At 69.8% G+C, this 16253-nt stretch carries 15 protein-coding genes and 1 pseudogene; 6 read left to right on the forward strand and 10 right to left on the reverse strand.

Annotated elements, in window-relative coordinates; genetic code table 11:
* Positions 1–66: 66 nt before the first annotated feature.
* Positions 67–2755 (forward strand): annotated as a pseudogene (locus tag ACTJI2_RS15760) (bifunctional acetate--CoA ligase family protein/GNAT family N-acetyltransferase).
* Here ACTJI2_RS15760 and ACTJI2_RS15765 read toward each other — a convergent pair.
* The 3 genes from ACTJI2_RS15765 to ACTJI2_RS15775 are packed head-to-tail and all read right to left on the reverse strand — an operon-like array spanning position 2752 to position 3886.
* Positions 2752–2976, reverse strand: a complete 225-nt coding sequence (locus tag ACTJI2_RS15765; RefSeq protein WP_183639803.1) for a hypothetical protein — start codon at positions 2974–2976, stop codon at positions 2752–2754. The pseudogene ACTJI2_RS15760 and the gene ACTJI2_RS15765 overlap by 4 nt on opposite strands.
* Positions 2963–3409, reverse strand: a complete 447-nt coding sequence (locus tag ACTJI2_RS15770) for a type II 3-dehydroquinate dehydratase (protein WP_318288076.1) — start codon at positions 3407–3409, stop codon at positions 2963–2965. The genes ACTJI2_RS15765 and ACTJI2_RS15770 overlap by 14 nt, the downstream gene beginning before the upstream one ends.
* Positions 3410–3445: 36 nt before the next feature.
* On the reverse strand, positions 3446–3886 hold the full coding sequence (locus tag ACTJI2_RS15775; RefSeq protein WP_440842672.1) for a hypothetical protein: 441 nt from the start codon (positions 3884–3886) through the stop codon (positions 3446–3448).
* 190 nt (positions 3887–4076) lie between these two features.
* Here ACTJI2_RS15775 and ACTJI2_RS15780 point away from each other — a divergent pair, with 190 nt between their 5' ends.
* Both ACTJI2_RS15780 and ACTJI2_RS15785 read left to right on the forward strand, forming a co-directional pair.
* On the forward strand, positions 4077–4916 hold the full coding sequence (locus ACTJI2_RS15780; protein ID WP_440842673.1) for a class I SAM-dependent methyltransferase: 840 nt from the start codon (positions 4077–4079) through the stop codon (positions 4914–4916).
* 16 nt (positions 4917–4932) lie between these two features.
* Complete coding sequence (locus tag ACTJI2_RS15785; protein WP_440842674.1) at positions 4933–5475, forward strand: pseudouridine synthase; 543 nt, start codon at positions 4933–4935, stop codon at positions 5473–5475.
* A gap of 236 nt (positions 5476–5711) precedes the next feature.
* Here ACTJI2_RS15785 and ACTJI2_RS15790 read toward each other — a convergent pair whose 3' ends face one another.
* On the reverse strand, positions 5712–6074 hold the full coding sequence (locus tag ACTJI2_RS15790; protein WP_440842675.1) for a hypothetical protein: 363 nt from the start codon (positions 6072–6074) through the stop codon (positions 5712–5714).
* A 207-nt stretch (positions 6075–6281) separates the two neighbouring features.
* Positions 6282–8765 carry an ATP-dependent helicase HrpB gene (gene hrpB / locus ACTJI2_RS15795; RefSeq protein WP_440842713.1) on the reverse strand — a complete coding sequence of 828 codons (2484 nt, stop codon included), beginning with the start codon at positions 8763–8765 and terminating at the stop codon, positions 6282–6284.
* Positions 8766–8851: 86 nt separating this feature from the next.
* Between hrpB and ACTJI2_RS15800 the strand changes: the two genes are divergently transcribed.
* Positions 8852–9658: a TatD family hydrolase gene (locus ACTJI2_RS15800; RefSeq protein ID WP_183639811.1), complete on the forward strand. Its 807-nt coding sequence runs from the start codon at positions 8852–8854 to the stop codon at positions 9656–9658.
* Between the two features lie 7 nt (positions 9659–9665).
* On the opposite strand, the gene ACTJI2_RS15805 is transcribed toward ACTJI2_RS15800, so the two are convergent.
* Positions 9666–9974, reverse strand: coding sequence for a hypothetical protein (locus tag ACTJI2_RS15805; protein WP_440842676.1), 309 nt, complete (start codon positions 9972–9974; stop codon positions 9666–9668).
* A 188-nt stretch (positions 9975–10162) separates the two neighbouring features.
* Between ACTJI2_RS15805 and ACTJI2_RS15810 the strand changes: the two genes are divergently transcribed.
* Positions 10163–12085: a winged helix-turn-helix domain-containing protein gene (locus tag ACTJI2_RS15810; RefSeq protein WP_440842677.1), complete on the forward strand. Its 1923-nt coding sequence runs from the start codon at positions 10163–10165 to the stop codon at positions 12083–12085.
* Positions 12086–12112: 27 nt separating this feature from the next.
* Here ACTJI2_RS15810 and ACTJI2_RS15815 read toward each other — a convergent pair whose 3' ends face one another.
* The 4 genes from ACTJI2_RS15815 to ACTJI2_RS15830 form a co-directional block, all read right to left on the reverse strand.
* Entirely contained in the window at positions 12113–12541 is a 429-nt protein-coding gene (locus ACTJI2_RS15815) for a carboxypeptidase-like regulatory domain-containing protein (protein ID WP_440842678.1), read from the reverse strand.
* A 109-nt stretch (positions 12542–12650) separates the two neighbouring features.
* Positions 12651–13592: a 2-dehydropantoate 2-reductase gene (gene panE, locus ACTJI2_RS15820; protein ID WP_440842679.1), complete on the reverse strand. Its 942-nt coding sequence runs from the start codon at positions 13590–13592 to the stop codon at positions 12651–12653.
* Positions 13593–13635: 43 nt separating this feature from the next.
* Positions 13636–14406, reverse strand: coding sequence for an ABC transporter permease (locus ACTJI2_RS15825; RefSeq protein WP_141454962.1), 771 nt, complete (start codon positions 14404–14406; stop codon positions 13636–13638).
* Positions 14403–15347, reverse strand: a complete 945-nt coding sequence (locus tag ACTJI2_RS15830) for an ABC transporter ATP-binding protein (RefSeq protein WP_318289411.1) — start codon at positions 15345–15347, stop codon at positions 14403–14405. Before ACTJI2_RS15830 ends, ACTJI2_RS15825 begins: the two co-directional genes overlap by 4 nt.
* A gap of 65 nt (positions 15348–15412) precedes the next feature.
* Between ACTJI2_RS15830 and ACTJI2_RS15835 the strand changes: the two genes are divergently transcribed.
* Positions 15413–16219 carry a ferredoxin--NADP reductase gene (locus ACTJI2_RS15835; RefSeq protein ID WP_425504634.1) on the forward strand — a complete coding sequence of 269 codons (807 nt, stop codon included), beginning with the start codon at positions 15413–15415 and terminating at the stop codon, positions 16217–16219.
* Positions 16220–16253 lie beyond the last annotated feature (34 nt).

The raw sequence follows: 16253 nt of genomic DNA on the forward strand, positions 1-16253 counted from the left end.
CCTGATCATGGCCCGCTGACGGCCAGCGCGTTACCTTTGTCGCGCCTCCCGTCTTTCCGGTCCGCGATGAGCACCTACCGCCTGCAATCCATCTTCCGGCCCACCTCGGTGGCGGTGGTCGGCAGCCGGTCGCGGCCGCGCTCGGTCGGACGCGCGGTGATCAACAACCTGCTGGAAGCCGGTTTCGGCGGACCCGTCGGCCTGGTCAACCTGCATCCGGCCACCATCGACGGCGTGACCACCGCCCGGCGCCTGCGGGACCTGCCGTGGAAGCCGGATCTGGTGGTGATCGCCACCCCGCCGGCCACGGTGCCGGGCATCGCCCGCGAGGCGGCCGAGTGCGGCGCCGGCGCGGTCGCGGTGCTCACCGCCGCGATGGGTTCGGGCCCGGACTCGCCGGCGGCGCAACTGGAAGCGATCGCGCGCGAGAAGGGCCTGCGCGTGCTGGGGCCGAACTGCCTGGGCGTGATCGCCCCACACGTGCGCCTCAATGCCAGCCTTGCCGGCCGCCTGCCGAGTGCGGGCGATCTGGCGCTGATTTCGCAATCGGGCGCGATTTCCGGCGGACTGGTGGAATGGAGCGTCGGCCGCTCGGTCGGATTCTCCGCGGTGGTGTCGCTGGGTGACGCGCTGGACGTGGATTTCGCCGACCTGCTCGACTACTTCGCCACCGATCACCGCACCCGCGCCATCCTGCTCTACGTCGAGGCGATCAGGGACGCGCGCAAGTTCATGTCGGCCGCGCGCGCGGCGGCGCGCACCAAGCCGGTGGTGGTGGNNNNCCGCCGACAGCACCCACGTGCAGCACCTGGCGCATCCGCGCGCGGTGTATGACGCCGCGTTCCGACGCGCCGGCCTGTTGCAGGTGCGTTCGCTGGACGAACTGTTTTCCGCCGCCGAAACCCTGGGACGCCTGCGCGCGTTTCCGGGTCGGCGGTTGGCGATCCTGACCAACGGTGGCGGCGTGGGCGCGCTGTCGGTGGACCGCCTGCACGAACTGGGCGGCACCCTGGCCGCGCTGTCCGACGGCACCCGCGACCGCCTGGACGCGATGCTGCCGGCGGGCTGGTCGCGCAGCAATCCGGTGGATCTGCTGACCGACATCGACGCCGAACGCTACGCCGCCACCATCGCCGCACTGCTGGACGATCCGGAGAACGACGCCCTGCTGGCGGTCAACGTACCCACCGTGTTGTCCTCGGCGGTGGAGACCGCCGAAGCGATGACCCGCCTGCTGCGGGCGCGCCCCGCGCACGGCCCGCACAAGCCGGTGTTCGCGGTCTGGCTGGGCCACGATCCGGCCGCCGCCGAAGTGCTCGATGCGGCGCGCATTCCCAACTACCCGACCGAGTCCGACGCGGTCGGCGGCTTCATGCACCTGGTCCGCTACCGCGAAGCGCAGGCGGCGCTGATGGAGACGCCGCCCAGCCTGCCCGAGGATTTCGTGGTCGACACCGATGCGGCGCGCGCGCTGGTGGAGCAGGCATTGAGGGATGGCCAGCACTGGCTGGATCCGCTGGCGACCGCGCACGTGCTGGCGGCCTACGGCATTCCGGTCGCGCCGTTGCAGCGCGCGCGCGATCCGGACGACGCGGCGCGGGTGGCCGAGCCGCTGCTCGCGCAGGGCCTGGCGGTGGCGGTGAAGATTCTTTCGCCGGACATCCCGCACAAATCCGATGTCGACGGCGTGCGCCTGAACCTGGTCAGCGCCGACGCGGTGCGCGAGGCGGCCGCCGGCATCCTCCAGCGCGCGCGCGCGGCGCGCCCGGATGCCCGCATCGGCGGCGTGCTGGTACAGCCGACCCTGCTGCGACCGAAGGCGCGCGAGCTGATCGCCGGCATCGCCGACGACGAGGTGTTCGGCCCGGTGATCGTGTTCGGGCGCGGCGGCACCGCGGTGGACGTGATCGACGACAAGGCGCTGGCGCTGCCGCCGCTGGATCTGCGCCTGGCGCATGAACTGATCGGCCGCACCCGGGTCTCACGGGTGCTCAAGGCGTATCGCGACGTGCCGGCCGCCGACGAGCGCGCGATCGCGCTGGTGCTGGTCAAGCTCGCCCAGCTGGCCGCCGACATCCCGCAAATCCGCCAGCTGGACATCAATCCGCTGCTGGCCGATCGCGACGGCGTGATCGCGGTGGACGCTCGCATCGCGGTGGCGCCGGGCCGCAAGCTGCACAAGGGCCGCGGCCATCCGCGCTTCGCGATCTTCCCCTATCCGAAGGAATGGGAGCGCACGATCACCCTGGCCGACGGCAGCGACGCCTTCGTGCGGCCGGTGCGGCCGGAGGACGACGCGATGTTCCGCGAGTTCTTCACCCACGTCACCGACGAGGACCTGCGCCTGCGCTTCTTCCAGTCGGTACGCCATTTCAGCCACGAGTTCATCGCCCGCCTGACCCAGATCGACTACGCGCGCTCGATGGCGCTGGTGGCGCTGGATCCCGCCAGCGGACAGATGCTGGGCGCGGTGCGCCTGCACGCCGACGCCAATTACGAACGTGGCGAGTACGGCATCCTGGTGCGCTCGGATCTCAAGGGCCACGGCATCGGCTGGCGGCTGATGCGGATCATGATCGAGTACGCGCGCTGGCTGGGACTGGCGGTGGTGGAAGGCCAGGTCCTGCGCGACAACCGCACCATGCTGGCGATGTGCGAGCAGCTGGGCTTCCGCATCCGCGCCGATCCCGACGAGCCGACCCTGATGGACGTGGAACTGCCCATCGACGGACGCACCGGGGACGGCGCCGGCTAGAGCCGGCAGACCTGGCGCAGGCGCACCTCGCCTGGGTCCACGCCATGCTGGTCGGCGGCCGCCTGGCGCAGCCGCCGGATCAACCCCGCGGGATCGCGGTTGGCGGCGTCGGCGGCGCAGCCCAGGGTGATCTGGCCCCAGGCGACCGCTTCGCCCATCGCGTAGACCTCGTAGTCGGCGAAGTAGCCGCTTTCGGGCGCCAATCGCTCAGGTACCGACATGGCGTTCGGACTCGCATTCGGCGCAGCCCAGATGCTCCAGCGCCATTTCCAGCGCCAGCGTATAGCTCTGCGCGCGGTAGCCTTGGGCGACCGCGAGGCAGGCCGGCGAGGGTGGCAAGCGCGGTTCGGGCGCGTCGCAGGCGTCGTCGTGCACTTCGATGTAGGGAATCCCGGTGTGGCCCACCGCCTCATGCAGGCGCGCGCTGCCGGCGGTGCTGCCGGGATCCAGCAGCAGCAGTTCGGTGTGCGCCCGTCGCGCGCTGTCCAGTGCATGCAGGTACTCGGCTTCGTTTGCGCACACGCGCACCGCCAGGGTCTTGCCGGCGACGGCCGCGCGCTCGGCCAGTCCGCGCAGGATCTGCGGCGGCAACGGGGGCGGCGGTTCGCTGTGGTGGGCGCGGCGCTCCGGGCCGCGGATGAGCAGTAACGACATGGGAGAACTCCGTCGGGAGGGAGGAATGGAAAGTGGTCAGACGCTGCTCGCCGGCATGGCCAGCCGGCGCAGGGCGATGGACAGCGCCAGTGCGTGACCGCCGGGACGATCCCGGTTGAACACGACCGTCGCCAGCGGCGCGTGTCGCAGATCCAGGTAGGTCTCGAGCACCTGCGCGCTGTCGTCGTGCACCTCGATGTAGGGCATCGACAGGTGATCCAGGGTTTCGCGCAACGCCGGCAGGCCGGGGTCGTTGGCGGCGATGTCACCGGAATCCAGCAACAGCATGCGCGCGTCCAGGCTGGTGCCGGCACGCAGTCCGGTCAGCAGCGCGTCCACGCTGGGGCAATGGCAATGGAACACGGTGTGGCCGCGGGCGCGCGCCTGGGATTGCAGGCCGCGCACGGCCCGCGGCGCCAGCATCGGCGCGTGGCCAGCCGATGATGCGTGCGGGCCTTCGATGATCAGCAGGTTCATGCCTGGCTTCCGGACGCGCTTGCGCGCAGTCCGGTCAGCCTAGGCGGCGGTGGCGTAAACGGGCCATTCCGGACACGGGCACCCAGCGTAAATTCCACATAAGCGCGCCGACGCCGATGGCATGGATTCAGCCATGCCGCAGCGCGACCGCGTGGTAGGCTCGCGGCACTTTTCCCCCGGAGGACACCCGATGAAGTCGCATTCGATTTGCCTCGCCGTGCTGCTGGCCCTGGGCGCACCCGTGATCGCGCAGGCGCAGGACGCCGCGGCAACCGCCGCCGACGCCGCTTCCGGCATCGACACGGTGCTCAAGGGCAACTGGCGCGCGCCAGCCAACGCGGCCCGCGACGATGCCCGCCATCCGCTGGAAACCCTGACGTTCTTCGGGCTGAAACCGGACCAGACCGTGGTCGAGATCACGCCCGGTGGCGGCTGGTATTCCGAGATCCTGGCGCCGTACCTGCGCGAACGCGGCCAGTACGTGGCGGCGGTGGTGGATCCGATGGCGGTGGCCGAAGGCCGTGGCCGCGATTACCAGCAGCGCAGCAAGGACGGACTGGAGAAGAAGCTCGCCGCCTCCCCCGCCCAGTACGACAAGGTCCGGGTGACGACTTATTCGCCGTCGGCGCCGGTGTTCGGCGCGCCGGGCTCGGCGGATCTGGTGCTGACCTTCCGCAACGTCCACAACTGGCGCTCGGCGGGTCAGGCCGAAGGCATGTTCAAGGGGTTCTTCGATGTGCTCAAGTCCGGCGGCGTATTGGGCGTGGTCGAGCATCGCGCCAAGCGCGACGTGCCGGCGGACGACAACAGCGGCTATGTCGGCGAAGCGCAGGTGATCGCGATGGCCGAGGCGGCCGGCTTCCGCCTGGACGGCAAGAGCGAGGTCAACGCCAACCCGCGCGACACCAAGGATCATCCCAACGGGGTGTGGACGCTGCCACCGACCAACAACCACGACGCCAAGGATGCGGCGAAGTACCAGGCCATCGGCGAGAGCGACCGGATGACGCTGCGGTTCGTGAAGCCCTGATTCAAGCGGTTGTTCCGTGCTGATTGCGTTCAACAAGCCCTTCAACGTGCTGTGCCAGTTCACCGACCGCAGCGTTCCGCCCCGGCGAACGCTGGCGGAATTCGGCCTGCCGCCGCGGGTGTACGCGGCCGGCCGCCTGGACCATGACAGCGAAGGCTTGCTGCTGCTGACCGACGACGGCGGACTGGCGCATCGCCTGACCGATCCGCGCCACAAGCAGGCCAAGACCTACTGGGTGCAGGTGGAGGGCGCGCCGGACGGCGCGCAGCTGGACGCGCTGCGGCGCGGCGTGGTGTTGAACGACGGCCCTACCCGGCCGGCGGAGGTGCGCCGGCTGGATCCGCCGCCGCTGCTGTGGCCGCGCGATCCGCCGGTGCGCTTCCGCAAGACCGTACCGGACGCCTGGCTGGAAGTGCGCATCACCGAAGGCCGCAACCGGCAGGTGCGGCGGATGACCGCCGCCGTCGGCTTGCCGACCCTGCGACTGGTGCGCGTGGCGATGGGTGAAGTCTCCCTGGGCGACCTCGCTCCCGGCCAATGGCGGGAAGTCCGCACGTAGAGCCGAGCTTGCTCGGCTTGGGAGTCATCGGGAAGGAAGCACCGCGCGCAGCGGAGCAAGCTCCGCTCTACGATGCCGTGTAGAGCCAAGCTTGCTCGGCTTGGGGATCATCGGGAAGGAAACATCGCGCGCAGCGGAGCAAGCTCCGCTCTACGGCGTTGTGTAGAGCCGAGCTTGCTCGGCTTGGGTCATCGGGACGGAAACACCATGTGAAGCGGAGCAAGCTCCGCTCTACGTCAGGGGTTGGGCGAGGTGGTGGAGCGGGCGGCGGCGCGGCGGCCGGCGCGGCCGGTGCCGTTGACCTTGCGCGCTTCGATGCGGCGCGACTTGCCTTCGATCGGCGCATCGGCGGCATCGCGCTTGCGCTTGCGGTAGGCCGCATAGGCCAGCAGGCCGATGCCGGCGGCCGCGGCGACGGCCACCACCGGGTTGCGGCGGATGAACTTGCCCGCGGTCTTGGCGCCAGTCTTCGCCGCGCCCAGCACCACGCCGGTCTGCAGCAGCTTGTCGGCGTTCTTCGGCATCGCCTGCTTGAGGTTGCTGCCGGCCTGGCTGACCAGCTCCAATGCGCGGTCGGTAATGATGGTGAGCTTGCTCATCGTCGTTGTCCTGTGGGAGATGACGGGGTCCAGTGTCCATCGGGGGATGTTCACGGCCCGTTAGCGGACCACGCCCGCGCCGACCGTTGGCTGAACGGCTGCGGCCCCGTTCTTGTGGCCCTGCGGGAGCGACGTCAGTCGCGAAGGGGCTTTCCCGCGGGCGTCCATCGCGACTGACGTCGCTCCCACAAGGGAAGAAACCTGATCTCAGGTCCCGCGCGGCTTGGCGCGGTGGGTGGCCTGGGCAGTCCAGGGGTCGTCGGGCCAGGGGTGCTTGGGGTACCGGCCCTTCATTTCCTTCTTCACTTCCGGGTAGGTGCGTTCCCAGAAGCCGCGCAGGTCCTGGGTCACCTGCAAGGGGCGGCCGCCCGGCGAAAGCAGATGCAGGGTCAGCGGGACGCGACCGTCGGCGATGCGCGGCGTTTCGGCCAGGCCGAACAGTTCCTGCAGCTTCACCGCCAGCACCGGGGGTTGCCCGTGCGCGTATTCGATGCGCCGTTCCATGCCCGACGGCACGATGATGCGGGTCGGGGCGAGCGCATCGACACGCTGGCGCAGCGACCAGTCCAGCGGCGACTTGAGCGCCTCGGCCAGTTCGGACTCGCCGAGCGCATCCAGCCGGCTCTTGCCGGCGAAGGCGGGCCGCAGCCAGCGATCCAGATCCGCCAGCAGGGCCTCGTCGGACAAATCCGGCAGGCCAAGCTCGGGCATCCATTCGCGCAGGCAGCGCACGCGTTCGCGCCATTGGCCCAGTGACTCGGTCCATGGCAAGGCATCGATGCCCAGTTCGCGCACCGCGTCGGTGAGCGCTTGCGCCGCCAATGCGGGATCGACACGGCCGGTTGAACGCGCTTCCAGCACGATGCGATCGAAGCGGGCTTCGCGCTGCGCGCTCAGCGCGCGCTTGCCGGCATCCCAGCGCACCGCGTCCACGGTGACGAAGCGGTCCGGAAACTCGGCGCGCAGAAACCCTTCATCGACCGGCGCACCGCGCTGGATCAATGCGTCCTTGGCTTCGTAACGCAGTTCGCTGGCGACAATCCAGGGTTCGCCGAACAGCGCGCTGTCGTCGAACAGGCGCGCCATGCGTCCGTTCGCCAGCGCATAGCGGCGCGGGTCCTGCGGATGCTGGTAGCCGATGCGATCGGGATAGGCATGGCTCAGGCGATCACCCAGCAGGTGCGCCTCGACGGTCGATGGCGGCGGCGCGTCTTCGCGCAGGCGCCGACGCCACTGCTTGGACGCCGCGTCGATGGCGGCGAGCGCGGAACGATGCGCGTCCGCTGGCGCCCTGCCCTGGCGGAATGCCGCCAGCGCGCGCCAACGCGCGGCCAGGGCATCACCGCCGCCACGCAGCGGATCCCGCGCTTCGATCAGCGCCGCCAGATCGCAGGCCAATGCGCGGGTCGCACCCGCCGGCGCCGACAACAGCATCGCCGCCAGCCTGGGATGCGTGCCCAGCGCCAGCATCCGCTGGCCCAGCGCGGTGACGCCGCCGCTGTCGCCGAGCGCGCCCAGCCGCTGCAACAACTCGCGCGCCGCGCCGAGGGCGCCGGCCGGCGGCGGATCCACGAAGCGGAGTTGGTCGCTGCCCCACGCCGCCAGTTCCAGCGCCAGCGCGGCCAGTTCGACCTGGGCGATTTCCGGGCGGCGCTGTGGTTCCAGCCGCTGCGATTGCGGCCACAACCGGTATGCCCATCCTTCGGCGACGCGACCGGCGCGACCGGCGCGCTGGTCGGCGGAAGCCTGCGAGATGGCAACGACTTCCAGTCGCGCGAAACCGCTGTTGGGATCGTAGCGCGGCTCGCGCGCCAGCCCGGCGTCGATCACCACGCGCACGCCCGGCAGGGTCACCGAGGATTCGGCCACGTTGGTCGCCAGCACCACCCGGCGATGGCCGTGCGGATCCGGTTGCAGCACTTCGGCCTGGCGCTCCACGGGCAGCTCGCCGTGCAGCGGCAGCACCGCGACATCGCGCGGCAAGCCATCGAGCAGCGATTGCAGCCGCGCGATTTCGCGCTGGCCGGGCAGGAACACCAGCACGTCGCCCGGATGCGAGGCCAGCGCCTGCTCGATCGCGCGGCGCGCCTGCACCTCGGCGGGTTCGTCGCGGCGCGCGGGGAAATGCGCCACCGTCACCGGAAAGCTCCGCCCTTCGCTGCTCAACCGCGGCGCATCGAGGAAACGCGCCAGGCGCTCGCCGTCCAGGGTCGCCGACATCGCCACGATGCGCAGGTCCTCGCGCAGCTGCGCCTGCACATCGAGCGCCAGTGCCAGGCCGAGATCGGCCGACAGATGGCGTTCGTGGAATTCGTCGAACAGGATCGCCGCGACCGATTCGAGCATCGGATCGTCCTGGATCATCCGGGTCAGGATGCCCTCGGTGACGACCTCGATGCGGGTGCGCGCCGACACCTTGTTCTCGAAGCGGATGCGATAGCCGACGGTTTCGCCGACCGCCTCGCCGCGCTGCTTCGCCATGAAGCCGGCGGCCGCGCGCGCGGCCACCCGGCGCGGTTCCAGCATCAGGATGCGGCGCCCCTGCACCCACGGCTCGTCGAGCAGCGCCAGCGGCACCTGGGTGGTCTTGCCCGCGCCGGGCGGCGCTTCCAGCACCAGCCGCGGATGCGCCGACAGGCTCCGCCGGATCTCCGGCAGCAGCGGGGTGATGGGGAATTCCGGTGACGGCACGGGCGACGGCATGGCCCGCTAGGATACCGGCTCCGCGCGCCGGGCCGACTACAATGGCGCGCCCTCCGCTCCACGACTTCCGCTCCATGCACCTGATCGACATCGGCGCCAACCTGACCCACGAAAGCTTCGGCCACGATTTCGACGCGGTGATGCAACGCGCCCGCGCGCACGGCGTGGTGCAGATGGTGGTGACCGGCGCCAGCCGCGAGCATTCGCCGCAGGCGCTCGCGCTGGCCCAGGCGCATCCGGGTGAACTGTTCGCCACCGCCGGCGTGCATCCGCATCACGCGGTCGAGTACACCGACGAGTGCGACGCCGAGATGCGCGCGCTGCATGCGCATCCGGAAGTGGTCGCGGTGGGCGAATGCGGGCTGGACTACTTCCGTGATTTCTCGCCACGGCCGGCGCAGCGGCGCGCGTTCGAGCGCCAGCTGCAAATCGCGGCGGAGAACGGCAAGCCGCTGTTCCTGCACCAGCGCGACGCGCATGCGGACTTCGTGGCGATGATGAAGAACTTCGACGGCCGGCTGGGCCCGGCGGTGGTGCACTGCTTCACCGGCAACCGCGAGGAATTGTTCGACTACCTGGACCAGGACTGGCACATCGGCATCACCGGCTGGTTGTGCGACGAACGCCGCGGCCAGCACCTGCGCGAACTGGTCCGGCACATCCCCGCCGAACGGCTGATGATCGAGACCGACTCGCCCTATCTGCTGCCCCGCACCGTCCGGCCGCAGCCCTCGCATCGCCGCAACGAGCCGATGTACCTGGCCCACATCGTCGACGAGCTGGCACGTGATCGCGGCGAATCGGTGGAGGCCACCGCCGCCGCGACCACCGCGACCGCGCGCGCGTTCTTCCGCCTGCCGTCGCGCGAACCGGGTACCTAGCAGGTACCTAGGGTCGTCCGGCCAACCCACGCTCCGGCGCATCGGCCAGACGCGGCAACTGCAACACGACCGTGCGGATGCCGGGCTTCCGGCAGGCGCGCTGGATCTCGGCCATCAGCCGCTGGCGCGAGGCATAGGCCTGGCCGGCGTTGGCCTGGCCCAGCCAGCGACCGGTCTCGTACTGGGACGGCAGGCGTGGTTGCGCGCAATCCACCCGCAGGTCGGTCGGCGGCGTCGCGGCGCCGGCACGGGCGGGCGGCGACGGGGCCGCTGCCAGCAGCAGGGCGGACAGCACGGTGGCGGGAATGGCGTTCATGGGGTTTGTTCCTTCGATGGCCGGGTCGCCAGCCTCGCGCCGCCGCCGCGTCCGGGTCTTGAGGAGGCTGGCGGGAAACCCCGATGGACGGCTTGGGAAGCTTGGGAAATGCTTAGGCCGGCACGGCCGCGCTTCCGCGTATCCCTAGGATGTACGTGTTCCGCCGGAACCTTCCTGCGCCGATCGCCATGCCGTCATCCGCTTCCGCCCGCATCGTGCTCGACGGCGTGGTCATCGACCTGGCCGGACGCCAGTTGCTGCGCGACGGCGAAGTGCGTCCGCTGGAGCCCAAGGCGTTCGACGTGCTGGCGCTGCTGGCGTCGGAACCGGGCCGCGCGTTCAGCCGCGAGGAGATCCTCGACGCGGTGTGGGGCCACCGCCACGTCACCCCGGGCGTGCTCAACCGGGTGATCACCCTGCTGCGACAGGCGCTGGGCGAGGACGCCCATCATCCGCGCCGGCTGCACACCCTGCATGGCATCGGCTACCGCTTCAACGAGGAACCGGCACCTCCCGGTGCGGCCTCCGCTCCCGCAACCGATCCTTTGGTCGCCACGGCGCACCCACGCCCTCCGCGTGCGCCGGCCTGGGCCATCGCCTCCTTGCTGGGCCTGCTGCTGCTGGCCGCCGCGGTATTCGTCCCGCGTGCCTACGACACGGCGCCGGCATCGGCCCGGGCCGAGCCGCGCACCCTGATCGTGATGCCGCTGGTCGCGGTGGGCGAAGGAGATCGCGACATCGCCTTCGGCCTCAGCGAGGAGCTGATCAGCACGCTCTCGCGCATCCGGGGGCTGCGTGTGATCGCACGCGATTCGACCCGCCTGGCCACGGCCGACGGCGCCGACCTGTCGCGGCTGGTCCGCCGGCTCGGCGTCAGCCATGCGCTCGAAGGCAGCGCCCGCCAAGCCGGGGAGCGCCTGCGGGTGCACCTGCGGCTGGTGGATGCGGCGACCGGACGCACCTTGTGGACCCAGGACTACGATCGCGACGTGGCCGACGTGCTGGCGCTTGAACGCGACATCGCCCAGGCCGTCGCCGGCGCACTCGCGCTCAACCTGGGGCTGGCGCATCCGGCCGCGGCAACGCGCGGCGGCGACGCGGATTTCTACCGTCGCTACCTGGCGGTGCAGGCCTTGCTGCGTGCGCCGCCACCGGTACCGCCCGAGCGGGTCGAGCTGGCCGAAACGCGCCTGCGCCAACTGGTCGCCGAACAACCCCGGCACGCGCCTTCGCACGCCGCCCTCGCCGCGGCGCTGGACGGGCGCGCCTACCTGCGGCCGGAACTGGCCATCGAGCTGCGCCAGGATGCCGCGCACCACGCCGCGTTGGCGCAGCGTCTGGATCCCGCCTTGCCCGAGCCCTACCTGGTGCAGGCCAGCGCCGCCTGTCGCGGCAACCAATGGGAGCTCTGCCTCTCGCTGTACCGCCATGCCACCGACCTGGCGCCCAGCGAGATGCGCGCGCAGTTCCAGTACGCCATGGCGCTGGCGTCGCTGGGCTACCTGGACCAGGCCGAGCAGGTGATGCGGCGCGGCGCCCGCCGCGATCCGCTCAACCAGGGCTGGCATTTCGGTCATGGCCGCATCCTCGACACCCTGGGCCGGCACCGCGAGGCCCTGGTCGAATTGCAGCGCGCCGGCCGCTTCGGGCGCTATGGCCGCTGGTTCAACGCGGTATGGCGCGGCGATCACGCGGCCTTGCCAGTGATCGCCGCCGGCATCGGCGGACCCGAGGACACCGGCAGCCGGCAGTATGGCCCGCTGCTTCGCCAGTCCTACCTGCTGGCCAGTCGGGCCGTGGTGGAACCTTCCGCCTGGCCGCGGACGCGCATCGCGATGAAGGAGTTCGAACAGCGCACCGGGTTGATGAACTTCCTCAGCGTGCTGGATCCGCAACGCGACACCGCCGCCGTGATCGACGGGCTGGATCAGGTGCGAAGGCGTTCGTATTCATCCTGGGATCTGCTGCTGTGGACCCGCGACCTGGGGTATCTGCGCGAGGATCCGGCGTTCCAGGACTACCTGCACCGCAGCGGCATCGCCGCGTACTGGGACAAGCATGGCCTGCCGGCGCAATGCCGGCGCGACGCACGCCGTTACCGGTGCCAGTGAAGCCGTGGATGCGGAGGCGATTCTTCTCTAGCGATTCCGCGCCTTCCATTCGCAAACGCCCCGCACCCGCGCCAGATCGCAGTGCATGTCGATGCGGCGGGGCGGCCATCCGATGTCGCCTTCCTTGAATCCTTCGACCCAGCGTCCGTCGTCCTCGATGCAGACGCCCCACGTGTTGATGCGATCGCCCATCGGCAACATCATCCCGATCTCGCTGGCGCCGCGGATCGTGAACCGGCCCGTCGCGTCGGTGACCGCCGTATGCCGGGAAGGTCCGCAGTCGGCCTTGAACATGCTCGGCAACACGTGGATCCGCGCACCCGCAACGGGAACCTGCCCTCGCACCAGCATCCCGTCGATCGCCGGGACGATCTGCTGCCTATGCGGGAAACAGCCAGTCAGCAGCAGCAGGCCCGCGGACAGCGGCAAAAGGCGTCGCAGATGGCGTGGATGCATCGGTTGAAGGACTCCGGAAGGATTCATGGCGGTGTCCCCACCGTACGAACGGCGACCGCCGGCAGCCATCGGAGCATTCCGAATGGCGCCGATTCTCCGCTCCGCGCGATCAACGTGCCGGCAGCGACGCCTCGTAGGCCTGCAGATGACACCAGGCGGTGGACAGCAGGGGCGCCGGCAGTCCGAACCCCTGTGCGCGATGCACCATGTCGCCGACGATCTGCAGGCCCTCCACGCGGTGGCCGGCTTCCAGGTCGCGCAGCATCGAGGCCTTGATGTCCGACCCCGATTGCCGCAGCGTCGCCAGCGCGGTGTCTTGCGCCGCTTGCGGAATCGGTTGTCCGGATGCCGCCGCCACCGCGGTGCACTCGGCGTACAGCGCGGTCATGAACGCCTCGCCGCCCTCGCCCGCCACGATTCTCCCGATCGGCGCGCGCATCAGGCAGGTGCCGGCGGCCAGCGCGGTGAGGAAGCTGTACTTGATCCACTGCTCGCGGGCGATGTCAGGTGCCAGCAGGTGATCGATGCCGGCCTTCACGCAGGCTTCGGCGAAGGCCGACAGGCGCGCGCGCGGCGCGGCGCCATCGCGTTCTCCAAAGGTGATCGAAGCCGGCTTGCCCAGGTGCAGGATCTCGCCCCGCGGTCCCTTGGTGGCGCTGATGAAGCACAGGCCGCCGATCACGTGATCGCGGCCGAACCGCTCATCCAGCCGCGCGTAGTGCAGCAGGCCGTTGAGCACCGGCAGCACGTCGGCACCGGCCTCGACCGCGGGCGCGATCGCGTCGATCGAACTGTCCAGATCGTAGGCCTTGCAACTGAGCAGGACCAGATCGAAGGGATGCGACGCGATCAGCGCTGGCAGGGCTTCGGCGGTCACCGTCGCCACCGGCAGCTCGGCGTCGCCGAGCGGACTGCGGATGCGCAGGCCCTCGCGCGCCAGATCCGCCGCGCGCGGTGCACGGACCAGGAAGGTGACGTCGGCGCCGGACTGCGCCAGGCGTCCGCCGAAGTAACCGCCGGTGCCACCGGCGCCCAGGATCAGGATTCGCATCCGCACCACTCCCTGCATCGCGCCGGACCCTGCCGGCGCAAATTCAACTGCGCAGGCCGACGCCGCGCTTGAGCAACCACAGCGCCAGCGAACTGAGCGCCAGCACGAATCCCAGCATCAGCGCGTAGGCCACCCACAGCGGCACGTCGCTGCTGCCCAGCAGGCCGTAGCGGAACGCGTTGACCATGTAGAAGATCGGGTTGGCGTGGGTCAGCGCCTCGGCCCAGGACGGCAGCAGCTTCACCGAATAGAACACGCCGCCCAGGTAGGTCAGCGGGGTCAGGATGAAGGTCGGCACGATCGCCACGTCGTCGAACTTCTTGGCGTAGACGGCGTTGATGAAGCCGGCCAGCGAGAAGATCGTCGCGCCCAGCAGGACCGTGCTCAGGGTGACCAGCGGATGCGGCATGCGCACGGGCGTGAAGAACGTGGCGATGATCAGCACGATGATGCCGACCATCAGGCCTCGCAGCACCGCGCCGGCCACGTAGCCCCACAGGATCACCCAGTTCGGCATCGGGCTGACCAGCAGTTCCTCGATGTGGCGCCCGAACTTGGCGCCGAAGAAGCTGGAGGAGATATTGCCGTAGCTGTTCTGGATGACGCTCATCATCACCAGGCCCGGCACGATGAACTCCATGTAGCTATAGCCGCCCATGTCCCGGATCTGCGAGCCGATCAGGCCGCCGAAGATCAGGAAGTACAGGGTCATGGTGATGGCCGGCGGCACCAGCGTCTGGCCCCAGATGCGCAGGATCCGCGCCACTTCGCGGCGGACGATGGTGCCGAAGGCGATCAGGTTGGGATTGCTCATGCCGCCTGCTCCTTGCCGTTGCCGGTCATGCGCACGAACAGTTCCTCCAACCGGTTGCTCTTGGTGCGCATCGAGCGCACCCGGATGCCGGCTTCGTTGAGCGCGGCGAAGATGCGGTTGAGATCCATCGCCCGCGGCATGTCCAGATCCAGCGTATGCGGATCGGTCGCCACCAGCGTCGCGCCTTCGATGAGCGGCAGCTGCGCCGGCAGCTCGCCGTCGATGTCCAGCAGGAAGCCTTCCACGTCCAGCTTGGCCAGCAGCTCGCGCATCGGGCCCTGCTCGACGATGGTGCCGTGGTCGATGATGGCCAGATTGCGGCAGAGGCTTTCGGCCTCCTCCAGATAATGGGTGGTCAGGATGATGGTGGTGCCGGCGGCGTTTATGTCCTTCAGGGTCTTCCACATGCCACGCCGGATCTCGATGTCCACGCCGGCGGTGGGCTCGTCGAGGATCAGCAGCTTCGGCCGGGTCATCATCGCGCGGGCGATCATCAGCCGCCGCTTCATGCCGCCGGACAGCGTGCGGCTCATCATCTGCGCCTTGTCCCACAGCTGGGCGCGCTTGAGTTCCTCTTCGGCCAGCACCAGCGCCTCGGCGCGGGGCACCCCGTAGAAACCGGCGTAGTTGACCAGGATGTCGATCGGCTTCTCGAACATGTTGAAGTTCAATTCCTGCGGCACCAGGCCAATCAGCCGCAGGGCGTCGTCGCGGTGGCGCGACAGGTTGACGCCGAACACCTCGACTTCGCCGCCGCTCTTGTTCACCAGCGAGCTGACGATGCCGATCAGGGTCGACTTGCCGGCGCCATTGGGGCCGAGCAGGGCGAAGAAATCGCCGGGCGCGACCTGCAGCGAGATGCCCTTGAGCGCCTGCACGCCGTTGTCGTAGACCTTGCGGAGATCGGAAATGGCGAGCGCGGGCGCGTTCGCGGGAACCACGGGTTGGGGCACGTAGGGACCTTGCGGCGCCAGCGTGGGCGCCCGGGGGGACACGAACGCTTATTATAGGCACCCCGCCGGGTCGGTCCCGGCACCACACCGTTCCATCGCCCAGCACCTTGGCCATCGTCCATTTTCCGTTGAAGCTCGTCGGGCGCCGCATGCTGGCCCCCAGCGTCGGCCACTATGTCTTCGTCCGTGACGACGGCCAGCCCCTGGACTTCATCCCGGGCCAGTTCATCCAGGTGCATTTCAGCTACGCCGACGGGACCCCGGCCAAGCGCAGCTATTCGCTGGCGACCATCCACGATCACCGGCTGGGACCGGGCGAGGCGGTGGAGATCGCGGTCAGCTACGTGCCCGGCGGCGCGGCCACGGCCCTGTTCGAGGGCCTGCCCGAAGGTGGCCACGTCGACGCCAGCGGTCCCTACGGCCGGTTCTGCCTGATGCCCAACGACCGCAACCGCCGCTACCTGCTGATCGCCACCGGCACCGGTGTCACGCCATACCGGGCGATGCTGCCGCAGCTGGCCGAGCAGATCGCCGGCCGCGACATCGAGGTGGTGCTGCTGTTCGGCGCGCGTACACCCGCCGAACTGCTGTACGGCGAGGATTTCCGCGCCTTCGCCGACCAGCATCCGCAGTTCCGTTTCGTGCCCTGCTTCTCCCGCGAACTGCCGGAACATCCGCACCCGGATGTCCGCCAGGGCTACGTACAGCAGCACCTGGCCGAGTTCGCCCCGAATGCGGACACCGACATCGCCTACCTGTGCGGCAATCCGGACATGGTCGATGCCTGCTTCGAGGCGTTGAAGGCCGCCGGCCTGCCGATTCCACAGATCCGCCGCGAAAAATACGTCAGCAGCAAGTAGGAGCGGCGTCCCGCCGCGAGCTCTTCGCCCGACT

Origin of the sequence: Pseudoxanthomonas sp. 22568 (assembly GCF_052044485.1) — a bacterium.
Taxonomy (GTDB): Bacteria; Pseudomonadota; Gammaproteobacteria; order Xanthomonadales; family Xanthomonadaceae; genus Pseudoxanthomonas_A; species Pseudoxanthomonas_A beigongshangi.